20 protein-coding genes are annotated in these 23,006 nt (G+C 73.0%); 3 read left to right on the forward strand and 17 right to left on the reverse strand.

Annotated elements, in window-relative coordinates:
• Window positions 1–5: 5 nt before the first annotated feature.
• From Sspor_RS15070 to Sspor_RS15115, 10 genes are all read right to left on the reverse strand, one after another.
• A complete protein-coding gene (locus Sspor_RS15070; RefSeq protein WP_030010588.1) occupies window positions 6–251 on the reverse strand; it encodes a hypothetical protein in 246 nt (81 codons plus the stop codon).
• Entirely contained in the window at window positions 248–1,741 is a 1,494-nt protein-coding gene (gatA, locus tag Sspor_RS15075; RefSeq protein ID WP_202199605.1) for an Asp-tRNA(Asn)/Glu-tRNA(Gln) amidotransferase subunit GatA, read from the reverse strand. The genes Sspor_RS15070 and gatA overlap by 4 nt, the downstream gene beginning before the upstream one ends.
• A gap of 5 nt (window positions 1,742–1,746) precedes the next feature.
• Complete coding sequence (gene gatC, locus Sspor_RS15080) at window positions 1,747–2,043, reverse strand: Asp-tRNA(Asn)/Glu-tRNA(Gln) amidotransferase subunit GatC (protein ID WP_030010586.1); 297 nt, start codon at window positions 2,041–2,043, stop codon at window positions 1,747–1,749.
• Window positions 2,044–2,286: 243 nt separating this feature from the next.
• Complete coding sequence (locus tag Sspor_RS15085) at window positions 2,287–4,476, reverse strand: putative bifunctional diguanylate cyclase/phosphodiesterase (protein WP_237403873.1); 2,190 nt, start codon at window positions 4,474–4,476, stop codon at window positions 2,287–2,289.
• Between the two features lie 388 nt (window positions 4,477–4,864).
• On the reverse strand, window positions 4,865–7,066 hold the full coding sequence (gene ligA / locus Sspor_RS15090; RefSeq protein ID WP_202199607.1) for an NAD-dependent DNA ligase LigA: 2,202 nt from the start codon (window positions 7,064–7,066) through the stop codon (window positions 4,865–4,867).
• A gap of 31 nt (window positions 7,067–7,097) precedes the next feature.
• A complete protein-coding gene (locus Sspor_RS15095) occupies window positions 7,098–8,081 on the reverse strand; it encodes a methionine synthase (RefSeq protein ID WP_202199608.1) in 984 nt (327 codons plus the stop codon).
• The gene (locus tag Sspor_RS15100) at window positions 8,078–8,767 is read right to left on the reverse strand and encodes an SDR family oxidoreductase (RefSeq protein WP_202199609.1); all 690 of its coding nucleotides are present in this window, start codon (window positions 8,765–8,767) and stop codon (window positions 8,078–8,080) included. Before Sspor_RS15100 ends, Sspor_RS15095 begins: the two co-directional genes overlap by 4 nt.
• 49 nt (window positions 8,768–8,816) lie before the next feature.
• Window positions 8,817–9,779 carry a hypothetical protein gene (locus tag Sspor_RS15105; RefSeq protein WP_202199610.1) on the reverse strand — a complete coding sequence of 321 codons (963 nt, stop codon included), beginning with the start codon at window positions 9,777–9,779 and terminating at the stop codon, window positions 8,817–8,819.
• Between the two features lie 14 nt (window positions 9,780–9,793).
• The gene (locus Sspor_RS15110) at window positions 9,794–10,138 is read right to left on the reverse strand and encodes a DUF1330 domain-containing protein (RefSeq protein ID WP_202199611.1); all 345 of its coding nucleotides are present in this window, start codon (window positions 10,136–10,138) and stop codon (window positions 9,794–9,796) included.
• Window positions 10,139–10,226: 88 nt separating this feature from the next.
• Window positions 10,227–11,252 carry a GlxA family transcriptional regulator gene (locus Sspor_RS15115; RefSeq protein ID WP_202199612.1) on the reverse strand — a complete coding sequence of 342 codons (1,026 nt, stop codon included), beginning with the start codon at window positions 11,250–11,252 and terminating at the stop codon, window positions 10,227–10,229.
• 127 nt (window positions 11,253–11,379) lie between these two features.
• On the opposite strand from Sspor_RS15115, the gene Sspor_RS15120 reads away from it, so the two are divergent.
• Window positions 11,380–12,303 carry an NADP-dependent oxidoreductase gene (locus tag Sspor_RS15120; RefSeq protein ID WP_202199613.1) on the forward strand — a complete coding sequence of 308 codons (924 nt, stop codon included), beginning with the start codon at window positions 11,380–11,382 and terminating at the stop codon, window positions 12,301–12,303.
• A gap of 12 nt (window positions 12,304–12,315) precedes the next feature.
• Here the strand turns inward: Sspor_RS15120 and Sspor_RS15125 are convergent, their stop codons facing one another.
• A complete protein-coding gene (locus tag Sspor_RS15125; protein ID WP_237403874.1) occupies window positions 12,316–14,772 on the reverse strand; it encodes a helix-turn-helix domain-containing protein in 2,457 nt (818 codons plus the stop codon).
• Between the two features lie 200 nt (window positions 14,773–14,972).
• Here Sspor_RS15125 and Sspor_RS15130 point away from each other — a divergent pair, with 200 nt between their 5' ends.
• A complete protein-coding gene (locus tag Sspor_RS15130; RefSeq protein WP_202199614.1) occupies window positions 14,973–15,746 on the forward strand; it encodes a PE-PPE domain-containing protein in 774 nt (257 codons plus the stop codon).
• 96 nt (window positions 15,747–15,842) lie between these two features.
• Here the strand turns inward: Sspor_RS15130 and mnmA are convergent, their stop codons facing one another.
• Window positions 15,843–16,976: a tRNA 2-thiouridine(34) synthase MnmA gene (gene mnmA / locus Sspor_RS15135; RefSeq protein WP_202199615.1), complete on the reverse strand. Its 1,134-nt coding sequence runs from the start codon at window positions 16,974–16,976 to the stop codon at window positions 15,843–15,845.
• Window positions 16,977–17,036: 60 nt separating this feature from the next.
• Here mnmA and Sspor_RS15140 point away from each other — a divergent pair, with 60 nt between their 5' ends.
• Window positions 17,037–17,717, forward strand: coding sequence for an N-acetylmuramoyl-L-alanine amidase (locus Sspor_RS15140; RefSeq protein WP_202199616.1), 681 nt, complete (start codon window positions 17,037–17,039; stop codon window positions 17,715–17,717).
• On the opposite strand, the gene Sspor_RS15145 is transcribed toward Sspor_RS15140, so the two are convergent.
• The 5 genes from Sspor_RS15145 to Sspor_RS15165 form a co-directional block, all read right to left on the reverse strand.
• Window positions 17,714–18,877 carry a cysteine desulfurase family protein gene (locus tag Sspor_RS15145; protein WP_202199617.1) on the reverse strand — a complete coding sequence of 388 codons (1,164 nt, stop codon included), beginning with the start codon at window positions 18,875–18,877 and terminating at the stop codon, window positions 17,714–17,716. The two genes, Sspor_RS15140 and Sspor_RS15145, sit on opposite strands and share 4 nt — an antisense overlap.
• 103 nt (window positions 18,878–18,980) lie before the next feature.
• Window positions 18,981–19,838 carry a thioesterase family protein gene (locus tag Sspor_RS15150; protein WP_202199618.1) on the reverse strand — a complete coding sequence of 286 codons (858 nt, stop codon included), beginning with the start codon at window positions 19,836–19,838 and terminating at the stop codon, window positions 18,981–18,983.
• Window positions 19,839–19,885: 47 nt separating this feature from the next.
• Window positions 19,886–20,542 (reverse strand): trimeric intracellular cation channel family protein, encoded by a 657-nt coding sequence (locus Sspor_RS15155; RefSeq protein ID WP_202199619.1) that lies wholly within the window; start codon window positions 20,540–20,542, stop codon window positions 19,886–19,888.
• A gap of 251 nt (window positions 20,543–20,793) precedes the next feature.
• On the reverse strand, window positions 20,794–21,894 hold the full coding sequence (locus Sspor_RS15160; protein WP_237404318.1) for an ABC transporter ATP-binding protein: 1,101 nt from the start codon (window positions 21,892–21,894) through the stop codon (window positions 20,794–20,796).
• 14 nt (window positions 21,895–21,908) lie between these two features.
• Window positions 21,909–22,976 carry an ABC transporter ATP-binding protein gene (locus tag Sspor_RS15165; protein WP_237404319.1) on the reverse strand — a complete coding sequence of 356 codons (1,068 nt, stop codon included), beginning with the start codon at window positions 22,974–22,976 and terminating at the stop codon, window positions 21,909–21,911.
• Window positions 22,977–23,006: the final 30 nt, after the last annotated feature.

The following is a 23,006-nucleotide window of genomic DNA, read 5'->3' on the forward strand; positions in this document are numbered from 1 at the left end:
CCCTCTCAGCCCAGCAGGACGTCGTCGTCGCCCAGGCGCTTCAGCTCGCGGTACAGGATCGCGAGGCCGGTGACGATGGCGGCGGCGGACACGGCGGCGTCGACCAGCTTCAGCACGTCGTGCTCGCTGCGGGCCTTCTTGACCTGCTTGATCACGCTGATCGCGCCGAAGGCGGTGGTGCCGATCGACAGGTACGTGCCGGTCTTGGACTTCTTGAAGCCCTTGGCCTTGGTCAGTGCACTGGTGCTCACAGCGACGGTGCCTCCTCAAGCAGCGGGTGACCCCAGCGTGCGACGAAGGCCGCCTCGACGGCGGCACCGACCTTGTAGAGCCGGTCGTCCTTCATCGCCGGGGCGATGATCTGGAGCCCGACCGGGAGACCGTCCTCCGGGGCCAGGCCGCAGGGGAGCGACATGGCGGAGTTGCCGGCCAGGTTGGTCGGGATGGTGCACAGGTCCGCGAGGTACATGGCCAGCGGGTCGTCGGTGCGCTCGCCGATGGGGAAGGCGGTGGTCGGGGTCGTCGGGGAGACGATCACGTCGACCTGCTCGAAGGACTTCTCGAAGTCCTGGGTGATGAGCGTGCGGACCTTCTGGGCCGAGCCGTAGTACGCGTCGTAGTAGCCGGAGCTGAGCGCGTACGTGCCGAGGATGATGCGGCGCTTGACCTCGTCGCCGAAGCCGGCCTCACGGGTCAGGGCGGTGACGTCCTCGGCGGACTTCGTACCGTCGTCGCCGACGCGCAGGCCGTAGCGCATGGCGTCGAAGCGGGCCAGGTTGGAGGAGCACTCGGACGGCGCGATCAGGTAGTACGCGGCCATCGCGAGGTCGAAGGAGGGGCAGTCCAGCTCGACGATCTCGGCGCCGAGCTCCTTGAGGAGCTCCACCGACTCGTTGAAGCGCTGGACGACACCGGCCTGGTAGCCCTCACCGGCGAACTGCTTGACCACACCGACGCGCATACCGGCGACGGAGCCGTTGCGGGCGGCCTCGACGACCGGCGGGACCGGGGCGTCGATGGAGGTGGAGTCGAGCGGGTCGTGCCCGGCGATCACCTCGTGCAGCAGGGCCGCGTCCAGGACCGTACGGGCGCAGGGACCGCCCTGGTCGAGGGAGGAGGAGAAGGCCACCATGCCGTAGCGGGAGACACCGCCGTAGGTGGGCTTCACGCCGACCGTGCCGGTGACGGCGGCGGGCTGGCGGATGGAGCCGCCGGTGTCCGTGCCGATCGCGAGCGGGGCCTGGAAGGCGGCGAGGGCCGCGGCGGAGCCGCCGCCGGAGCCGCCGGGGATCCGGGTGAGGTCCCAGGGGTTGCCGGTGGGGCCGTAGGCGCTGTTCTCGGTGGAGGACCCCATGGCGAACTCGTCCATGTTGGTCTTGCCGAGGATGACGACGTCGGCTTCCTTGAGCTTGCGCGTCAGGGTGGCGTCGTAGGGCGGGATCCAGCCTTCGAGGATCTTCGAACCGACGGTGGTCGGGACCCCGACGGTGGTGAAGATGTCCTTGAGGGCGAGGGGTACGCCGGCCAGCGGGCCGAGCTTCTCGCCGGCCTCGCGCTTGGCGTCGACGGCGCGGGCCTGCGCGAGCGCGCCCTCGCGGTCCACGTGCAGGAAGGCGTTGACCTTCTCGTCGGTGGCGTCGATGCGGGCCAGGTGGGCCTCGGTCACCTCGACGGCCGTGAGCTCGCCGGAGGCGATCTTCTCGGCGGTCTGGGCGGCCGTGAGCTTGATGATGTCGAGCATGGCTGTTAGTCCTCCCCCAGGATCTGCGGCACCTTGAAACGCTGCTGCTCCTGGGCGGGAGCACCGGAGAGCGCCTGCTCGGGGGTGAGCGACGGACGGACCTCGTCCGCGCGCATGACGTTCGTCAGCGGCAGCGGGTGGGAGGTCGGCGGGACGTCTTGGTCGGCGACCTCGGAAACGCGGGCGACCGCGCCGATGATGTCGCCGAGCTGTCCGGCGAAGTGATCCAGCTCGTTGCTGGACAGCTCAAGGCGCGCCAGCCGAGCGAGGTGGACGACCTCCTCGCGCGTAATGCCAGGCATGCAGCGATCCTCTGGGGGTGGGTGGATGTTTCGTTTCGGACCCAATCCTATGGGGCGCGGCGCTCGGCCTGCGAAACGGTTTGGCCCGGGCCGCTGCGCGGGGCAAAGATCCGGGGCTCCGCCCCGCACCCCGCTCCTCGAACGCCGGAGGGGCTGGATGGTGCCGGCGTCAGCCGAATCCAAGCCCCTCCGGCGTGTGAGGTGCGGGGGTGCGGGGCGAGCCCCGGCGGTGGCGGCGCGGGATCAGACCGCGTCGGCCTCCGCGGCGGCGAGTTCCGCCGTGATGTCCGCCGGGCGGCGCCAGCCGCGCTCGCCGCGGGCCAGCAGCCAGGCGGTGGCCTCCTGCGGCGGCATGGCGGCGGCGACCAGCCAGCCCTGGACGGCGTCGCAGCCCAGGTCCCGCAGCCGCTCCCACGTCTCGTCGTCCTCCACGCCCTCCGCCACGACCAGCAGGCCCAGCGAGTGCGCCAGGTCCACCGTGCAGCGGACGATCTCCGCGTCCTGCGCGTCGACCGCCAGCCGGCCGACGAACGACCGGTCGATCTTCAGCTCGCTGACCGGCAGGCGGCGCAGGTGGACGAGAGAGGAGTAGCCGGTGCCGAAGTCGTCCAGGGACATCTTCACGCCGTGGCCGGTGAGTCCGGCCATGGTGTCGGCCGCCCGCTGGGGGTCCTCCAGCAGGACGTGTTCCGTTATCTCCAGCTGCAGCCCGCTCGCCGGGACCCCGTGGCGGGCCAGCCTGGCGGCGACGGCGCCCGCGAAGCCCGGGGTGTGGACGTCGCGGGGCGACACGTTGACGGCCACCGGGACCTTGAGGCCCTGGGCCCGCCACCGCGCCACCTGGGCGAGGGCCGTCTCCAGCACGTACTCCGTCAGGTGCGGCATCAGCCCGGAGGTCTCGGCGATCGCGATGAACTCGTCCGGGGACACCCGGCCGCGTTCCGGGTGCACCCAGCGCACCAGGGCTTCGAGCCCGGCGACCTGGCCGTCGAAGCGGACCTTCGGCTGGTAGTGGAGTTCCACTTCCCCGGCGTCGAGGGCCCTGCGGAGGTCGCCGAGCAGGCCCAGGCGGTCGGGCGTGTTGCTGTCCCGCTTGGACTCGTACACCTCGACGCCCGTACGGTCGCGCTTCGCCTGGTACATCGCCACGTCCGCGCGCCGCAGCAGCCCCTCCGCGTCGAGCGCGTGGTCGGGGAAGACGGCGAGGCCCGCGCTGGCCTCCAGGACGAGGGTGAGGCCGTCCAGGTCGAGGGGGGAGCTGAGCTCCGCGACCAGGCGGCGGGCGATGCGCTGGGCGCTGGTGGTGGAGTCGGCGAAGGGGAGCAGGACGGCGAACTCGTCGCCGCCGAGCCGGGCCGCCTCGGCGTCCTCGGGCAGGGCCTGGCGCAGCCGTTCGGCGATCTGGAGCAGCAGCCGGTCGCCCGCCAGGTGCCCCAGCGTGTCGTTGACCGCCCGGAAGCGGTCCAGGTCGATCAGCACGAGGGCGGCCCGGGTGCCGGAACGTTCGGCCTCGTCCAGGGCGGACCAGGCCCGCTCCAGCAGCCACTGCCGGTTGGGCAGCCCGGTCAGCGGGTCCCGCAGCTGTTCCTCGGCGCGTGCGCGGGCGATCCACAGGGTGGAGTCCAGCGCGATCAGCGGTACGGCGAACAGCGGCAGCAGGACCGGCTGGGAGACGGCGACGACGCAGATCAGGGGGGCGATGCCGAGCAGCGCCACCGCTACTAAGGCCTGCCGGAGCAGGGCGGTGCGCGCGACGGTGGGCAGCCCGTCGCCGCGCGGGGCCAGCGCGATCCAGAGCAGGACGCGGGTGGCGAGCAGGTAGGCGACGGCGACGAAGACGATCTCGGGGACCGCCTCCAGCCCCCAGGAGGTGGGGAGCCAGGGGGTCTCGACGGAGGGCGCCTCGCCGAAGGCGGCGAGTACGAGGGCCCCGGCGCCGATGCCGAGGATGTCCACGGAGCCGTGTAGCAGCCCCTGCCGCCAGCGGTGCCTGCGCGCGGCCCCGACCAGGGAGACCACCGCCAGGGAGACCAGTCCGGCGGGGACCCATCCGTAGAGGATGAGGACGCCGAGGGTGAGTGCGGCGCCCGATCCGGTGCCGCCCCACCAGCGGTCGCGGCCGAGGGCGACGAGGTGGCCGACGATGATGCCGGTGAGCAGGGCCAGTGCCCAGCCGACCGGCCCGCCGGGGAACAGGGCGTGACGGCCGCTCAGCGCGGAGACGATGCCGGCGGTGAGCACGGTGACGGCGAGGCCCACGACGACGAAGGGCAGCACGCCGCGCCGCTCCTGCCCGCCCGCACCGTTGTGGGCCGGTCGGGTCTGCGGTGTCCTGGCACCCAGGAGACCGAGCCTGCCCGTCCTGCCCGCCCGCATGGACGGGAGTTCCCCGCCGAATTCAGGTGACGGGTCGGCGCTTTCGGTGGGTTTCATGCCCGTACCTCTCACAGCCGGCGATGCCGATGTCACGCGATGGCCCCGATGTCATGCCACCACGGCCGAAATCGCATCCTGCAGCCGTGCACGACAGGCGCACCCCTCAACAGTAGGACGCGCGAGGCTCCCAGGGGCAGCGGTCGGCAGTGGTTGCCCGAATGCGACCCAGCCATCCTCATCAGTACGGTATCCGCCGAACGGGTGAGTTTGGTTGGGGACCCCCCCTGTCACCCGTCCGATGATCCGACAGCTCACCGGCCTGCGACCAGCCTTGTACCGGCCGTTTACCACCGTTCGCCGCGCCCGGCGTGCGCCCGCCCGTACGGCCGCACGCCACGCATCCGTTCGCCTTCGCTACTCCCCCTCGGCGATTCCCCTGTCGGTACTACTCCGCTCCGCCCCCGCCGTCCACCGGGAGCGCGGCCTCCCGCGCCGCGTCCGGCCCCTGCTCCAGCAGCACCGCGAACCCGGCGTCGTCGAGGACGGCGAGCTTCAACTGCATCGCCTTGTCGTACTTGGAGCCGGGGTTGTCACCGACCACGACGAAGGAGGTCTTCTTCGACACGGATCCGGTGACCTTGGCGCCGCGGCTCTGCAGGGCCTCCTTCGCCCCGTCCCGCGTGTGGCTCTGCAAAGTGCCGGTGACGACGACGGTCAGCCCCTCCAGCGGCCGCGGCCCCTCCTCCTCGGCGGAACCCTCCTCCTCCATCCGGACTCCGGCCTCCCGCCACTTGCGCAGGATCTCCTGGTGCCAGTCGACGGCGAACCACTCCTTGAGCGAGGCGGCGATGATCGCGCCGACCCCGTCGGTGGCGGTCAGTTCCTCCTCGGTGGCCTGCTCGATGCGCTCGATCGACCGGAACTCGCGCGCGAGGGCCTCGGCAGCGACCGGTCCGACGTGACGGATCGACAGGCCGTTGATGAAGCGGGCGAGCGGGCGCTCCTTGGCGGCCGCGATGTGCTCCAGCATGGCCAGGGCGTTCTTCTTCGGCTCGCCCTTCTGGTTGGCGAAGACCCTGGCGATCTTCTCCTCGCCCGTCTTGGGGTCCCGCTTGGGCAGCCCGCTGTCCGGGTCCAGGACGTACGCCCTGATGGGCAGCAGCTGCTCGATGGTCAGGCCGAACAGGTCGCCCTCGTCCAGCAGCGGCGGCCGGGCCGGCTCCAGCGGGCCGGTCAGCGCGGCCGCCGCCACCATGCCGAAGTTCTCGATGTCCAGGGACTGCCGGCCGGCCAGGTAGGCCACCCGCTCGCGCAACTGGGCGGGGCAGGTGCGGGCGTTGGGGCACCGGACGTCGATGTCCCCCTCCTTCATCGGCCGCAGCTCCGTCCCGCACTCGGGGCAGACGGACGGCATCACGAACTCCCGCTCGCTGCCGTCGCGCAGGTCCACCACCGGGCCGAGGATCTCGGGGATGACGTCGCCCGCCTTGCGCAAGACCACGGTGTCCCCGATGAGCACGCCCTTGGCCTTGACGACCTCCTGGTTGTGCAGGGTCGCGAACTCGACCTCCGAACCGGCCACCGTCACCGGCTCGACCTGCGCGTACGGGGTCACCCGGCCGGTGCGGCCGACGCCGACCTTGATGTCGATCAGCTTGGTGTTGACCTCTTCGGGCGCGTACTTCCAGGCGATCGCCCAGCGCGGGGCGCGGGCGGTGGAGCCGAGCCGGCCCTGGAGGGAGATCTCGTCGAGCTTGACGACGACGCCGTCGATCTCGTGCTCCACCGAGTGCCGGTTCACGCCGAAGTCCGCGATGAACTCCCGGACCTCGGCGAGCGTGGCGACCACCTTGTTGTGCCGTGCGGTCGGCAGACCCCACTCGTGCAGCAGCTCGTACGCCTGCGACTGACGCTCGATCTCGAAGCCCTCGCGGGCACCGATGCCGTGCACGACCATGTGCAGCGGGCGGCTCGCGGTGACCTTGGGGTCCTTCTGCCGCAGCGAACCGGCCGCCGCGTTGCGCGGGTTGGCGAAGGGCTTGCCCTCCGCCTCCACCAGACGGGCGTTGAGCTCCTGGAACTTCTCCATCGGGAAGTAGACCTCGCCGCGGATCTCGACCAGGGCCGGGATCCGGTCGCCCTTCAGCCGGTCCGGGATCTCGGCGATGGTGCGGACGTTGGGCGTGATGTCCTCACCCGTGCGGCCGTCGCCGCGGGTGGCCGCCCGGGTGAGACGGCCGTTCTCGTAGGTGAGGTTGACGGCGAGGCCGTCCACCTTGAGCTCGCACAGGTAGTGGTAGTCCGAGGTGTTCACGTCCCGGGCCACCCGCTCGGCCCAGGCCGACAGTTCCTCGTCGTCGAAGGCGTTGTCGAGGGAGAGCATCCGCTCCCGGTGCTCGACGGAGGCGAAGTCCGTCTCGTACGCCCCGGCCACCTTCTGGGTGGGCGAGTCGGGCGTACGGAGCTCCGGGTACTGCTCCTCCAGTGCCTCCAGCGAGCGCAGCAGCTTGTCGAACTCGGCGTCGCTGACGACCGGCTGGTCGTTCACGTAGTACCGGAAGCGGTGCTCCTCGACCTGTTCGGCCAGCAGCTGGTGCTGCTCGCGCACCGCCGCCGGTACTGCCGTGTCCTGCTGTTCGGCTGCCATGCCGTGTCCTCCCGTGGCCCGTCTTCGACCGTCACTCAGGGTTGTCGGCGAGCGACCTCGCCGCCCTGACGCAATGCGCCTGCACCGCGCGGGCGTAGGCGGGCGAGGCGCCCGCCAGACCGCACGAGGGGGTGACCACGACGGACTCCGCCAGAGTCCCCGGAGCCAGCCCCAGCCTGCGCCAAAGCTTCCTGACACCCATGACGCTACCGCCCGGGTCCGACAACGGGGCGTCGGTGCCGGGCACCACTCCGGCGAAGAGTTTCGTGCCGCCCTCGACCGCTTCCCCGATGGCGTCGTCCTCGCGCTCGGTGAGCAGCGAGAAATCGAACGACACCCCCGTGGCACCGGCCCTGCGGAGCAGGCCGAAGGGGACCTCGGGCGCGCAGGAGTGCACCACGACGTCCCCGTCGTGGACGGCGAACAGGTCGCGCAGCGCCCCCTCGACGACCTGCCGGTCGACGGCTCGGTAGGTGCGGTAGCCGCTCGCGGAGCGGACCCGGCCCAGGAGCACGGCCGTCAGGGACGGCTCGTCGAGCTGGAGCACGACGTCGGCGCCGGGGATCCGCTTGCGTACGTCGGCCAGGTGCTCGCGCAGCCCCTCGGCCAGCGATCCGGCCAGGTCACGGCAGGCTCCGGGGTCCTGGAGCATGGCCTCGCCGCCGTGCAGTTCCAGGGCGCCGGCCAGCGTCCACGGTCCGACGGCCTGGACCTTGAGCTTGCCCGTGTACCCCTGGGTGAACTCCTCCAGCGCGTCGAGGTCCTCCCCGAGCCAGGACCGGGCCCGCTTGGAGTCCCGTCCCGGGCGGTCGCTGATCCGCCAGCCGCTGGGCTCGACGTGGGCGTACATGTCGACGAGCAGGCCGAGGGAACGGCCGATCATGTCCGCGCCGGGCCCCCGGGCGGGCAGCTCGGCCAGATAGGGAAACTCCTCGAAGGACCCGGTGACGGTCTTCGCGGCCTCGCGGGCGTCGCCGCCGGGCAGCGATCCGACGCCGGTGGCGGCCGCGCTCATCGGCCCGGCCGGACGCTCAGGTCGTTGACCTCGGCGTCACGGGGCAGGTCGATGGCCATGACGATCGTGGTGGCCACGGACTCGGGGTCGATCCAGGCGGCCGGGTCGTACTCCTTGCCCTCCTGGGAGTGCACCTTGGCCTGCATGGGGCTGGCGGTGCGGCCCGGGTAGACGGAGGTGACGCGGATGCCGTGGGGCTTCTCCTCGCCGCGCAGCGAGTCGGCGAGGGCCTTGAGCCCGTGCTTGGAGGCGGCATACGCGCTCCAGTCGGGGTGGGCGCTCAGCCCGGCGCCCGAGTTCACGAAGACGACGGTGGCCTTGGAGGCCCGCAGGGTGGGCAGCAGCAGCCGGGTGACCTCGGCAGGGGCGATCAGGTTCACGTTGAGCTGCTGGTGCCAGGTCTTGGGCCGCAGCTCGCCCACGGGTCCGAGGTCGACGATCCCGGCGATGTGCAGCAGGGAGTCGATCCGCTCCGGGACGGCCTGCTTGGAGAACGCCCACGACAGCCGGTCGGGGTCGGCGAGGTCGCCGACGAGGGACGTGGCGCCGGGGTAGCGGTCGACGAGCTCGCGGGCGCGGCCGGCGTCCCGGGCGAGGAGGACGAGGTCGTCGCCGCGGGCGTGCAGCCGGGCCGCGACGGCGGCGCCGATGCCGGAGCCGGCACCGGTGATCAAGTGAGTAGCCATACCGCCCATGCTCGCACCCCCGAGCGCGCCCGGGGCCCGAAGACCGAGGTCAGGTGCCGACGGCGGCCGCGTACGCCCGTCGGACGGCGGCGCGGGCGGCGGCCGCCTGCTCCGCGGGGACGGCGGGGCCGAAGCCCCGGCCGATCGTGGCGTGCGGGAGCGCCGCCACGAGCCGGGCCCGTACGTCGCCCCGCGGTCCGGCCCACCGCTCCAGGGCCCGGTCGCGTACGTCGGCCAGCGCGGCGGCGCGGTCCGGCGCGGGCGGCGCGAAGCGGCCGCCCGAGGCCCGCTCGTGCTCGGCCCAGCGGTCCTCCCAGAACTCCACGGTCCAGCCGGGCCAGCGGCCGGCGAGGGCACCGGCGTGGGCGCGGGCCGTGTTCAGCCACCAGCCGACCCGGCGCCGCTCGGGATCGACGTGGATGCCGGCGTCCGCCCGGAGCCGGTGGCTCCCGTGCTCAGGTGCGTCCCGGAGCCGCTCCAGCAGGGCGGGGCCCTCCTCGGCGGGGTGGTCGTCGATGTCGGCGAGGACGTGGCAGCGGTCCTGGCCGATGGTGACCACCGCGACCAGCGGGTCGGGGTCGGCCAGTTCCTCGTCGTCCCGGTCCAGCGCCGGGCCGGGGTACACGTCGGTGTCCCGCTCTCCCGGGTCGAGCCCGAGGTGGGTGCGCAGCCCGGTCTGGCCGTCGTGGAGCCAGCGCACCTCCCAGCCCGGCCAGGCGCACCTCAGCAGCTCCAGGGTGGCGGCCCGGGTGCGCAGGGAGGCGATGGGCCCCTCCGAGGCGAAGAGCAGCAGGAGCCGGCGGGCCTCGTCGGCGAGGACGCCCGCCTCGACCATGTCGTCGGGGTACCAGTCGTCCTCCCGCACGTGGCCGCGCAGGAACGGGAGCACCGCCTCCGGCCCGGCCAGCAGGTCGAGGTCCAGCCCCACGGCGCCGTACGAGGAGCGATGGCGGGTGTGGCCCGCAGGGCCACCGGGGCTGCCGGGGCCACCGGGGCCCGAGAGCACGAACACGGCCCGGTTCCCCATCAGAGGCCGGCTTCGGCACGCAGGGCGGCCGCCGTCTTCGAGGCGTCGTAGCCGGCCGGGACGCCCTCGACGAGGATGACCTCGCCGGGAATGTGGTCCGTGCGCAGCGGGAGGATGGCCCGGTAGGCGTCGGAGGCGTACCAGGCGCGCGCCCGCTCGATGTCGGGGAAGCCGATGACGACGACGGTGCCGGGGAAGGGGCCTTCCATGACCTCGACCTCCTTGCCGTGGACGAGGAAGCGGCCGCCGAAGGGATCCATCGTCGACTGCATCGTCTCGATGTACGTGAGGATGTCCTCGTTCATCGTCTCGGGGCGGATGTGGGCGATGGCGTACGCGGTCATGGTCGGCTCCCCTGTCAACCGGCCCGCCGCTGCGGGCCGTTGCTCCGATCCTGGCAGGGCGCGGCCGCGGCGGCGATTACCTCCGGGGTCAGGACGAGGCGGGCTGGAAGGTGCGCCGGTAGGCGATCGGGGAGACGCCGAGCGTGGACCGCATGTGCTGGCGCAGGGAGTTGGCCGAGCCGAAACCGGCGCGGTGGGCCACCAGGTCGACCGGCAGGTCGCTGGACTCCAGCAGGTGGCGGGCCAGTTCGAGGCGCTGTGCGGTGAGCCACTGCACGGGGGTCATGCCGACCTCGTCGCGGAACCGCCGGGTGAAGGTGCGCAGGCTCATCCGGGCGTGCGCGGCCAGTTCGGCGAGGGTGACCGGTTCGGCGAGGCGCTCCAGGGCCCACGCGCGGGTGGCGGTGGTGCTGGCGACCGACGGCTCGGGGACGGGGCGGTCGATGAACTGGGCCTGCCCGCCGTCGCGCCACGGCGGGACGACGCACATGCGCGCGGCCCGGTTGGTGACGGCGACACCGTGGTCGCGGCGGATCATGTGCAGGCACAGGTCGACTCCGGCGGAGACGCCGGCCGAGGTCAGGACGTCGCCGTCGTCGACGAAGAGGACGTCCTCGTCGATGCGCACCCTCGGGTAGGCGCGGCGGAACTCCCGGGCGAGGTTCCAGTGGGTGGTCGCGGGCCGGTCGTCGAGGAGGCCGGCGGCGGCGAGCACGTAGGAGCCGGTGCAGATCGACACCAGGCGGGTGCCGGGACGGATGCGGGCGATGGCCGCGGCGACCGCGGGCGGCAGCGGCCCGCCGAGGGCCAGCTCCGGCATGGCGTGGGTGGGCGGGACGATCACGGTGTCGGCGGCGGCGAGGGCCTCGGGCCCGGCGGCGGGCTGGAGGGTGAAGCCGGAGTCGCTGAGCACGGGGGCGCCGTCGGCGGTGCAGACGACGACCTCGTAGAGGTCTTCGCCGTCCTCGCCCACGGCACTGCCGAAGACCCGGGAGGGAATGCCCAGCTCGAACGGGGGGAAGCCCGGCAGGGCGAGCACCGCGACGAGGTGCCGCCCGCCCGTGCCGCTCCCGGGGCGGGCCGTGTGCTCGGTGTGCTCCCGCGTCTCGCTCATGGCCAGATCCTGTCACATAGTGGCCAAACGGCCAACACCATCGAGGGGCGCCGTGCCCGAATCTGAGACACGTCGCCGGGTAACGACCCGGATTGCGACACAAACGGATGGAATGAGGCGGACAGAAATGCGCGCGATCGTCGTGAACGAGTGGGGCGGCCCGGAGAACCTGGTCGAGCGGGAGATCGACCGGCCCGAGCCCGGTCTGGGCGAGGTCCTCGTCCGGGTCCACGCGGCCGGCGTCAACCCCGTCGACTGGAAGACCCGGGACAGCGGGGCGCTCATCGCCTGGGGCGAGCACCCGATCGTGGGCTGGGACGTCTCCGGCACCGTCGAGGCGGTCGGCCCCGGTGTGACCCTCCACGCCCCCGGTGACGAGGTGTACGGCATGCCGCACTTCCCGCGGCAGGCGGGCGGCTACGCCGAGTACGTGAGCGCCCCGGCCCGGCACTTCGCGGCGAAGCCGGCCGCGCTGGACCACGTACAGGCCGCGGCCCTGCCGCTGGCCGCGCTGACCGCCTGGCAGGCCCTGGTGGACACGGCCGGAGTGAGCGCCGGACAGCGGGTGCTGGTGCACGCGGCGGCCGGCGGCGTGGGCCACCTGGCGGTGCAGATCGCCAAGGCCCGCGGCGCGTACGTGATCGGCACCGCGAGCGCGGGCAAGCACGCGCTGCTGCGCGAGCTGGGCGCCGACGAGGTGATCGACTACCGCACCACGGACTTCGAGGACGCCGTCGCCGACGTGGACGTCGTGATCGACGCCGTCGGCGGGGACTACACCCGGCGCTCGCTGAAGGTCCTCAAGGCCGGCGGCCACCTGGTGACCCTGCCCGGCCCCGACTCCCTCCCGGCCGACCCGCAGGGCGTCCACGCCTCCTGGGTCCTGGTGGAGCCGGACCTGGGCGGTCTGCGCGAGATCGCGGCGCTCGTCGAGCAGGGCCTGCTGAAGCCGCTGGTCGACACGGTGCTGCCGCTGGAGCAGGCGGCGAAGGCCCACGAGATCGGCGAGCAGGGCCGCACCACCGGCAAGATCGTCCTGACGGTCGCCTGAACCCGCAGGCCCTCAGCCCGTGGGCCGGCCGCGCAGGTGGCGCTGGAGCCGTGCGTGGCGGAACTGGTAGACGGCGCCGACCTGGCGCAGGACGCCGCGCCGGTAGGCGTCCTCCAGGAAGGCGACCGTCGCCCAGGGGAGGCGGCCGGTCAGCGGCAGCCAGACGCGGGCCAGGAGCAGCCACTGACCCCAGGCGGTGAACGCCAGGACGTAGGAGAGCGCGCCGGCCAGGCCGCCGACGGCGCCGAGCGCCAGCCCGTCGGCCATCGGCCAGCTCAGCGGGCCGACGACCCCCTGGAGGAGTTCGGTCATGAGCCGGCCGCCGAAGGCGATCACCACGGTGAGCGTCGGTGCGAGGAAGAGGGCCTGGCGCACCACGATGCTCCGGTTGACGGCCAGCAGGTCCGTCGGAGTGGCGGCGGAGCCGAGGTCGATCGGGGTCTCCAGGGTGGCCACGAGCCCGAGTACGAGACCGCCCGCCAGGGCGAACGTCAGCCCGTACATGAGGCAGTTGACGGCCGTGGCCCGGATCACCGCCGCGTGGAGCAGCACCCCTCCGTACGTCAGCCGCGCGCCCACGGTGAAGGCGAGCCCGCACCCGAGGCCCATCACGAAGCCGCCCAGCAATCCGGCCGGGACCAGGGTGGCGAACCTGCGGGAGGAAGGCGCGGCGCCCCGGCCGCGGCGGCCGGGCAGCCGTATCCGCACCCGGGACGGTTCGAACGCCCGGATCCCGAGGACGGCCATGAGCCCGTAGACCAGCCCGAAGGCGAGGCCGACGGCCGGTCCGAACAGCAGGGCGTCCAGCAGGCCCGTACCCAGCGCGAAGGCGGCGCCGCGGCCGGCGGCCAGGTTCTTCGCCGGGAAGACCAGCCAGTCGGCGAGGGCGGTGACCAGGGAACAGGCGAGGACGACGGCCAGGATCCGCGAGGGCAGCCGCAGCGAGTCGCGCAGCTGCCACCACGCCAGGTCCTGGCCTTCGCGGCGCTCGGGCCGGTCCAGGTGGTCGGCGAGGTGGCCCAGGTAGCGCCGGGCCCGGTGCGGGTCCCAGCTACGGGGCCGCCGGGCGCCCGGGAGGGCCGTGGGCAGGGGCTGGTAGACGCTCGGCACGAACCCGGCCAGCAGGTGCTCCTCGATGGCCCCCGGGTTCGGGAAGCGGGCCTCGTCCAGCAGTTCGGCCGGGTCCTGGGCCGGGGTGTCGCTGTAGGCGGTCCGGGCCAGCAGGACCATCAGCGGGGTGCTCAGCACGGCCCGGAGGCGGGCGCCGGGCCCCCCGTCCCGGTCCGTGCGCAGCCGTTCCAGGACGGGGTCCCACCCGGTGGCGGCCCGTCCGTCCCGGTCGGCGGGCGCGCTCGGGCGCGCGGTGCGGGGCAGGTAGTGGGCCAGGTCGTCGGCGTCCAGGTCCAGCAGTTCGATGCCCGCGGTCCGGCGGAGCACCTCGACCCTGACGGCCTCGGCGAACTGCTCGGTACGGCTGGTCAGCAGCAGCGGCAGCGAGCTCGCGTTGAGCTCGCGCAGTGCGACGCCGAGCAGCCCGGTGGCCATCTCGTCGAACCCGTCCAGGACCGGCAGGATCCATCCGGCGTCGACCAGGGCCGCGGCGAGGGTCGAGCCGCCGGGGGCGCGCGCGTCGAGGTTCGGGTGGTCGCGCAGCAGGCGGGCGATCAGCCAGTCGCGCAGGCTGGTGCCGGTCGGGTCCCACGATCCCGTGCTGAAGACCACGGGCACCGGCTCGCCGTCGGTGCGCGCGCCCAGATGGTCGAGGACGAACCGCAGGACGAGGACGGTCTTGCCGGAGCCGGCCCGGCCGAGCACCACCAGCCGCCCGGACCGGACGCGCCGGTAGACGTCGCGGATGTCGGTGAGGCCGCCGTCCAGGGACAGCGGGCCGCGGGCGGCTCCAGGGGGAGTGCCGCGGATGTTGTCCCAGTGGTCCAGCAGGTCGGCGGGGGCCGACCGCCACCGCACGGGCAGCGGGAAGGGGTCGTGGATGCGGCGCTGCTCCTCCTCGCGGACACAGCGGCCGTAGACGTCGTGGGCGAGTGACTCGGCGGCCTCGGCCAGGGCGCCCCCGGACACGGGCAGTGCGCGGTGCGGCACCGGCCGGGCCGGACGGTCCGACTCCGGCGCCGGTTCCCGGTCCGGCGCCGGCGCCTGCTTCCGGTCCGGCTCCCGCTCCTGCTCCGGTACGGGCGCGGGTGCGGCGCGCGGGCCCTCCCCGGCGTCGGCCCGGTTGCCCCGGTGGGCGGCCAGCAGGTCCGTCCAGAGCTCGTCCCGGTCCCGTTTCAGCTCGTCGGCCAGTGCGTGGGCGACCTGCTTCACCGTGCCCATCCGGGCGTCGGTGGGTTTGCCGGTCTCCAGCCGGTGGATGGTGCGGACCCCGAGCCGGGACCGCTCGGCCAGCTGCTCCTGCGTCATCCCCGCCTCGTGCCGCAACCCGCGGAGCAACGCGCCGAACTGGCTGCTCACTTGTATGCCCTTCCCCCCGACGACAGCCCTGCCACTTGTGTCGGATGTCCTGCGGGAACCCGGTCAAACCACGGGGCGCGGTCGACCGGCCACATATGGCCGGTTGCGGGCATGGTCCCCCGACCAGCACGAACACCACGATGAGTGCCGGTCGCCGCACCTGACGCGGTGCCCGCCCCGACCCAAGGGAGTTGACCCGTATGTCCACCACGAAGCCGAGCAGGTTCGCCCGCCGCCTCAAGTCCGTCGTCGCGTCGACGGTCCTCTTATTCGCCGGCGCCGTGGCCGCGCCGGCCACCGCGCACGCCGCCCCGGCGAACCACTACTACATCGAGATCGGCGGTACCGGCGCGGCCGCGGGGGCGCCCGCCTGCACCACGAGCTTCGACGCCGCGAACCGGCATCTGGACGGGGGCATCGCGATCCCGGTCTGCTACGTCGCCAGCGGCGGCCCGTTCGTCGGCAGCCACAACGAGCAGCCGGCCCCCTTCGCACCGAGCTTCGGCGACAGCGTGAACCAGGGCTACTGGAACGCCAGGGCCGCCCTGGAGAGCGCCTACCGGGCCGACCCGACCGCGACCTTCACCATCGCCGGCTACTCCCAGGGTGCCTGGGTCGGTGACCTGCTGCTCCAGACGATCGCGAACAACGGCACCGAGGTGCCCCGCGAGAAGGTCGACGGCATGCTCTACTCCGACCCGATGCAGCCGGGAACCGGTTTCTGGCGGCTGGTCCCCCAGGGGGTCCTGATCCCGTTCGTGGCGTACTCCCCCGGCACCGGGCCGGAGGTGTTCCCCGGGGTCCCGGTCCAGCGCCACTGCATCAAGACCGACGGGGTGTGTGACACGACGTCCCTGGACTCCTTCCCCGGCTTCCTGCAGCAGCACCCGCGCTACTTCCGGGAGGGCGAGATCATCGCGAGCACCCTCGCCCGGCACGGCGACAGCGGGACCGTCTGGTACCCGGCGGCCTGATCCGGGCAGCACGGCGCCGCGGCCCGCCCGGGGGGACGGGCCGCGGCGTCATGCCGTGAGGGCGCCGGCCGGACCGTGGCGGTCAGACGGTGGCGGTCAGACGGTGGCGGCGGCCCGCGTCGTGGTCGCGATGGTGGCCGAGCCGACCACGCGGGTGCCGTCGTAGAGCACGATCGCCTGGCCGGGGGCCACACCGCGGACCGCCTCGGTGAAGGAGACGCGCAGCTCGCCGTCCACGACCTCGGCGAAGACCTCGGTCTCGCCGCCGTGGGCGCGCAGCTGGGCGGTGTAGGTGCCCGGGGCGGCGGCCACGGCTCCGCACCAGCGGGGGCGGATCGCGGTGAGGGCGGTGACGTCGAGGGCCTCGACGGGGCCGACGGTGACGGTGTTGTTCACCGGGGAGATGTCGAGGACGTAGCGCGGCTTGCCGTCGGGGGCGGGGTGGCCGATGCGCAGGCCCTTGCGCTGGCCGATGGTGAAGCCGAAGGCGCCGTCGTGGGTGCCGACCTTCTCGCCGGTCGCCTCGTCGACGATGTCGCCCTCGGCCTTGCCGAGGCGGTTCGCGAGGAAGCCCTGGGTGTCGCCGTCGGCGATGAAGCAGATGTCGTGGCTGTCGGGCTTCTTCGCGACGGCCAGCCCCCGCTCCTCGGCCTCGGCGCGGATCTCTTCCTTGGTGGTGAGGGTGTCGCCGAGCGGGAAGAGGGCGTGGGCGAGCTGCTTCTCGTCGAGGACCCCGAGGACGTACGACTGGTCCTTGGCCATGTCGGAGGCGCGGTGCAGCTCGCGCGAGCCGTCCTCCTTCAGCACGACGGTCGCGTAGTGGCCCGTGCAGACGGCGTCGAAGCCGAGCGCGAGCGCCTTGTCGAGCAGCGCCGCGAACTTGATCTTCTCGTTGCAGCGCAGGCACGGGTTCGGGGTCCGTCCGGCCTCGTACTCGGAGATGAAGTCCTCGACGACGTCCTCGCGGAAGCGCTCGGCGAGGTCCCAGACATAGAACGGGATGCCGATGACGTCGGCGGCCCGGCGGGCGTCGCGGGAGTCCTCGATGGTGCAGCAGCCGCGGGCGCCGGTCCGGAAGGACTGCGGGTTCGCGGAGAGCGCGAGGTGGACGCCGGTCACGTCGTGCCCGGCTTCGACCGCGCGGGCGGCGGCGACGGCGGAGTCCACGCCCCCGGACATGGCGGCCAGGACGCGAAGGGGACGGGCGGTGCGCGGCAGGTTCTCAGTCATAGCACCGTCCAGGGTACGGGGGAACCGAGCGGGCTCACAGCGCGTTGTCGGGTACGGGGGGTGGATCACATCGTCGAGCAGGGGAACAAGGGGAAGAAGCCGCCGGGGCGGACCCGCAGGGCCGTGCTCTTCGGCGGGCTCGGGATCTTCGCGGTGGCGGCGGTGGCCGGCCGGGAGGAGCTCGGCCGTGCCTGGTGGCTGATACCGGGCGTGGACAAGCCGCGCAAGGAGGGCGAGCTCGACCACGCGGGTGCGAGCTGGACCTCGGCCTCGCCGGCGAACTGGCGCAAGGCGGACCGCCCGGCCGACTACCGGGTGGACCGGATCGTCGTGCATGTCACACAGGGCGGCTTCGAGTCCTCGGTGGACGCCTTCAAGAACCCGTGGCACAAGGCGTCGGCGCACTACATAGTGCGCGGGGACGGGCACGTGGAGCAGATGGTGCGCGAGCTGGACGTGGCCTTCCACTCGGGGAACCGCTCGATGAACGAACGCAGCGTCGGCATCGAGCACGTGGGCTACGTGGACCGCCCGCAGGACTTCACGGACGCGATGTACGCGGCTTCGGCCCGGCTGGCGGCCGACGTGTGCCACCGGTACGGCATACCGGCGGACCGCACGCACATAGTCGGCCACTCCGAGGTCCCGGGCGCCGACCACACCGATCCCGGCCGCCACTGGGACTGGAGCCGCTACATCGTCCTGGTCCGGGCGGCCCTGGAGGCCGCCTCGACGGCCTAGCTGAGGCCGGCGGTGCGGGCGCGCTCGACCGCCGGGCCGATGGCCGCGGCGAGGGCGGCCACGTCCTCCTTCGTGGAGGTGTGGCCGAGCGAGAAGCGCAGGGTGCCGCGGGCCAGCTGCGGGTCGGTGCCGGTGGCCAGCAGGACGTGGCTGGGCTGGGCCACGCCCGCGGTGCAGGCGGAGCCGGTGGAGCACTCGATGCCCTGGGCGTCGAGCAGGAGCAGCAGCGAGTCGCCCTCGCAGCCGGGGAAGCTGAAGTGGGCATTGGCGGGAAGCCGCTCGTCGGGGTCTCCCCCGAGGACGGCGTCGGGCACGGCCGCGCGGACCGCGGCGACCAGTTCGTCGCGCAGGGCGCCGATCTCGGCGGCGAACCGCTCGCGCCGTTCGACGGCGAGCACGGCGGCCACGGCGAAGGCCGCGACGGCGGGCACGTCGAGGGTGCCGGAGCGGACGTGGCGCTCCTGACCGCCGCCGTGCAGGACGGGTACGGGGCTCTGGTCCCGGCCGAGCAGCAGTGCGCCGATGCCGTAGGGGCCGCCGACCTTGTGGCCGCTGACCGTCATGGCGGCGAGGCCGCTGTCGCCGAAGTGGACGTCGAGCTGCCCGAGGGCCTGGACGGCGTCGGAGTGCAGCGGGATCCCGGACTCGCGGGCGACGGCCGCCAGTTCGCGGACCGGCATGACGGTGCCGATCTCGTTGTTGGCCCACATGACGGTGGCCAGGGCCACGTCGTCGGGGTTGCGCTCGACGGCCTCGCGGAAGGCGTCGGCGTGGACGCGCCCGTGGCGGTCCACGGGCAGGTACTCGACCTGCGCGCCCTCGTGCTCGGCGAGCCAGTGGACGGCGTCGAGCACGGCGTGGTGCTCGACGGGGCTGGCGATGACCCGGGTCCGGGCGGGGTCGGCGTCGCGCCGCGCCCAGTAGAGGCCCTTGACGGCGAGGTTGTCGGCCTCCGTGCCGCCGGCGGTGAAGACCACCTCGCTGGGGCGGGCGCCGACCGCCTCGGCGAAGGCTTCGCGGGCCTCCTCCACGGTACGGCGGGCCCGGCGGCCCGCGGCGTGCAGGGAGGAGGCGTTCCCCGTGGCGGCGAACTGCGCGGTCATCGCCGCGGCGGCCTCCGGCAGCATCGGGGTGGTGGCGGCGTGGTCGAGGTAGGCCATGATCCCCCGATTCTACGAGTCCGCCGGTGGCCGCTTGCGCCGCGGGACCCCGTGATGGCCGGCAAGGCTCCCTCCGGGGGGTGCCGTGCCGGCCGGGCCGGCGTCAGGAGGGGCGCAGCGCGCGGGCCAGTTGGCGGGACTGGGCGACCAGGTGGTCCGACGAGTCCCAGACCTCGGCGTCCTCCTCCAGGAAGCCGCCGGCCAGGTTGCGGGTGGTGATGGAGACCCGCAGCGGGCCGGGGGCCGGGCGGCGGCGGACGTGGGTGGTGAGTTCCACCGTCGGGGTCCAGGCGACCAGGCCGAGGTCGAAGGCGGTCGGCGGCAGCGCGTCGACGGCCAGGAGCATGGAGAGCGGGTCGGCGTCGCGGCCGTCGGCCAGCTCGAACCAGGCCCGCATCTCGCCCTTGCCGGAGGGCGCGCCGACGGCCCATCCGGCGGTCGCCGGGTCCAGCCGGAGCCGCAGCCGGTCCACGATGGCGGAGCTGCCGGGGATCGGGGCCGGGCCGGCCTCGGGGCCGATGCAGTCCTCGTAGGCGGGGATCGCGGGCGGCGTGGCGACGGTGCGTACGTCGTCCGGCAGGGCCGCGAGGTCGCCGTAGGAGGCGAGGACGCGGATGCGCTCGATCTCGGCGCCGCTCTCGTCGTACTGGAACAGCGAGGCCTGGCCGGTGGAGAGGGTGCGGCCGACCCGGACGACCTGGGTGCGGATCACGGCGGGGCCGGGCACGGAGGAGGTCAGGTAGTGCGCGGAGACGGTGAACGGGTCCGGGTGCGGGAGGGCCGCCGACAGGGCCCGGCCGACCAGGGCCAGCAGGTATCCGCCGTTCACGGCGGCGATGATCGTCCAGCCGGCGGAGAGTTCCGCGTCGTACACTCCGGGCTCGCCCGCGCGTGCGGTGATGGCGGTGTCGCGGTCGAACTCACTGTCGCCGATGGACGCCGTGGCAGCTGCGTGTGACATGCAAACGACGGTACACCGGCTTGCTACTAAGCGGTAGCTTTCTTTTGTTACGGCTCTTCGGCCACCGACGACCGCCTATTCCAGGCCAGCGGCGCCCGCCAGTGGTAGCGCATGGCGAGGAGGCGCAGAACGAAGGTGGTGACGATCGCGAGGCCGGTGGTGATGCCGTTGAGGGCGTGCAGGCTGATGAAGACGGCCACCATCGAGGCTCCGACCAGGGCGGGGACGGCGTACATCTCGCGGTCACGCAGCAGCGAGGGGACCTCGTTGACGAGGACGTCGCGCAGGACGCCGCCGCCGACGGCCGTGGTGACGCCGAGTGCCGCGGAGGCGGTGAGGCCGAGGCCGTACTCGTACGCCTTGGTCGTACCCGTCACGCAGAACAGCCCGAGGCCGGCCGCGTCGAAGACGTTGATGGCCCGGTTGATCCGCTGGACCTCCGGGTGCAGGAAGTAGACGATCGCGGCGGCGACCAGCGGGGTCACGAAGAAGCTGAGCTCACCGAAGGCGGCGGGCGGCACGGCGCCGATGACGAGGTCCCGGAAGAGGCCACCGCCCAGGGCCGTGACGAGCGCGAGGACGGCGATGCCGAAGACGTCGAAGTTCTTGCGGACGGCGAGCAGCGCGCCGGCGGTGGCGAAGACGAAGATGCCGGCGAGATCCAGGGCATGCTGGATCCCGGGCGGGAAGAGATCGTGGAGCACCGGGCCATTGTCGCCTGCGGCAGGCTCGGTGGAATGCGGGGCTCCGCCGAGACCGGGTGTGCCGCTCGGCTCCCGCCGGGTGAAGGTGCGCCTGCCGCGGCCCGCAGGCTGCGCGCTGCCGACAGCGGACGGTGGTGCCGTGCGGCGCCACTGCCGGGCCCCGCCCCGGACCCCGCGCCTCAAACGCCGGCGGGGCTGCATGCGTGCGGCCCTGCCCGGATCACCGGGCAGGGCCGTGGCCGCAGGGGTGGTTACTCCGTGGCCTTGGCCACCGCGTCCGCCGCGCCCGGCAGGGGCTTGTCACCCGGTGCCTGGTCGGGGGCGTTCTCCGGGTGGTGGCAGGCCACCTGGTGGCCCGGCTTCAGCGCCAGCAGCGGCGGCTCCTGCGTCGCGCAGATCTGCGTGGCTTTCCAGCACCGGGTGTGGAAGCGGCAGCCGCTCGGCGGCGAGATCGGCGACGGGACGTCGCCCTTGAGCAGGATGCGGCCGCTCTTGGCACCGCGCCGCCTCGGGTCGGGCACCGGCACGGCCGACATCAGGGCCGTGGTGTACGGGTGCATGGGCGCCCCGTACAGCGACTTGTTGTCGGCCAGCTCGACCATCTTGCCGAGGTACATCACCGCGATGCGGTCCGAGACGTGCCGGATGACCGACAGGTCGTGCGCGATGATCACGTAGGTGAGGCCGAGCTCGTCCTGGAGGTCGTCCAGCAGGTTCACCACCTGGGCCTGGATCGACACGTCCAGCGCCGAGACGGGCTCGTCCGCGACCACGAGCTTCGGCTTCAGCGCCAGGGCCCGCGCGATGCCGATGCGCTGGCGCTGGCCGCCGGAGAACTCGTGCGGGTAGCGGTTGTAGTGCTCGGGGTTGAGGCCCACGAGCGAGAGCAGCCGCTGGACCTCCGCCTTGAGCCCGCCCTCCGGGGTGACCTTCTGGAGCTTGAACGGCGCGCTGACGATGGTGCCCACCGTGTGGCGGGGGTTCAGCGAGCCGTAGGGGTCCTGGAAGATCATCTGCACGTCGCGGCGCAGCGGGCGCATGCCCGACACCCCGAGGTGCGTGATGTCCTTGCCCTCGAACTCGATGGACCCGCCGGTCGGCTCCAGCAGCCGCGTGATCAGCCGGCCCATGGTCGACTTGCCGCAGCCGGACTCGCCGACGATACCGAGGGTCTCCCCGCGCCGGACGTCGAAGTCGAGGCCGTCGACGGCCTTGACCGCGCCGACCTGGCGCCGGATCAGCCCCTTGGTGATCGGGAAGTGCTTCTCCAGGCCGGTGACCTTGAGCAGGACCTCGGCCTCGGGGGACTCCGTGGCCTGCGCGGGAATGACCACCGTCTCCGGCTTCTTCATGTCAGGCGTCTCGGTCACAGCTTCGGCGCAATCTCTTCGGTCCAGATCCGGGTCCGCTCTTCCTGCGGCATGTGGCAGGCGGACCAGTGGCGGCTGTCGTCCTGGGTGAGCTCGGGCCGCACCGTCCGCGTCACATTGCCCTTGGGCACGTCGGCGTACGGGCAGCGCGGGTTGAAGGCGCAGCCGTCGGGGATGTTGATGAGGCTGGGCGGGGAGCCCTTGACCGGGATGAGGCGCTCGGTCTGCTCCCGGTCGATGCGCGGCATCGAGCCCAGCAGGCCCCAGGTGTAGGGGTGGCGGGGCTCGTAGAAGACCTTCTCGGCGGTGCCCCGCTCGACGCACCGGCCGCCGTACATCACGAGGATCTCGTCGGCCATCTCCGCGACGACGCCGAGGTCGTGCGTGATCATGATGACGGCGGAGCCGAACTCCTTCTGCAGATCGCGGATCAGGTCCAGGATCTGCGCCTGCACGGTGACGTCCAGGGCCGTGGTCGGCTCGTCCGCGATCAGCAGGTCCGGGTTGTTGACCAGCGACATCGCGATCATCGCGCGCTGGCGCATACCGCCGGAGAACTGGTGCGGATAGTCGTCGACGCGCTTGCCCGGCTCGGGGATGCCCACCCGGTCGAGCATCTCGACGGCCCGCTTGCGCGCCGTCTTCTTGTCGACGTCGTTGTGGACGCGGTACGCCTCCACGATCTGCGAGCCGATCGTGTAGTACGGGTGCAGCGCGCTCAGCGGGTCCTGGAAGATCATCGCCATGTCGCGGCCCCGGAGCCGGCGCACCTCGTCGGGGTCGGCCGACAGCAGTTCCCTGCCGCCGAGCCAGATCTCGCCCGACATCTCGACGGTGGAGCGGCTGGCGTTGCCCACCCGGTGCAGGCCCATGACGGCCAGCGAGGTGACCGACTTGCCGGAGCCGGACTCGCCCACGATGCCGAGGGTCTGGCCCTTCTCCAGCTGGAAGGAGAGCCCGTCGACGGACTTGACGACGCCGTCGTCGGTGGGGAAGTGGACCTTGAGGTCGCGTACGTCGAGGAAGGCCCGGGAGGGAGGGCCCTCGCCCGGTCCCGCCACCAGGGCCGTGGCCGTGGCGGTGTGCGCGGCACG

It is taken from the genome of Streptomyces spororaveus (assembly GCF_016755875.1).
GTDB lineage: Bacteria > Actinomycetota > Actinomycetes > Streptomycetales > Streptomycetaceae > Streptomyces > Streptomyces spororaveus.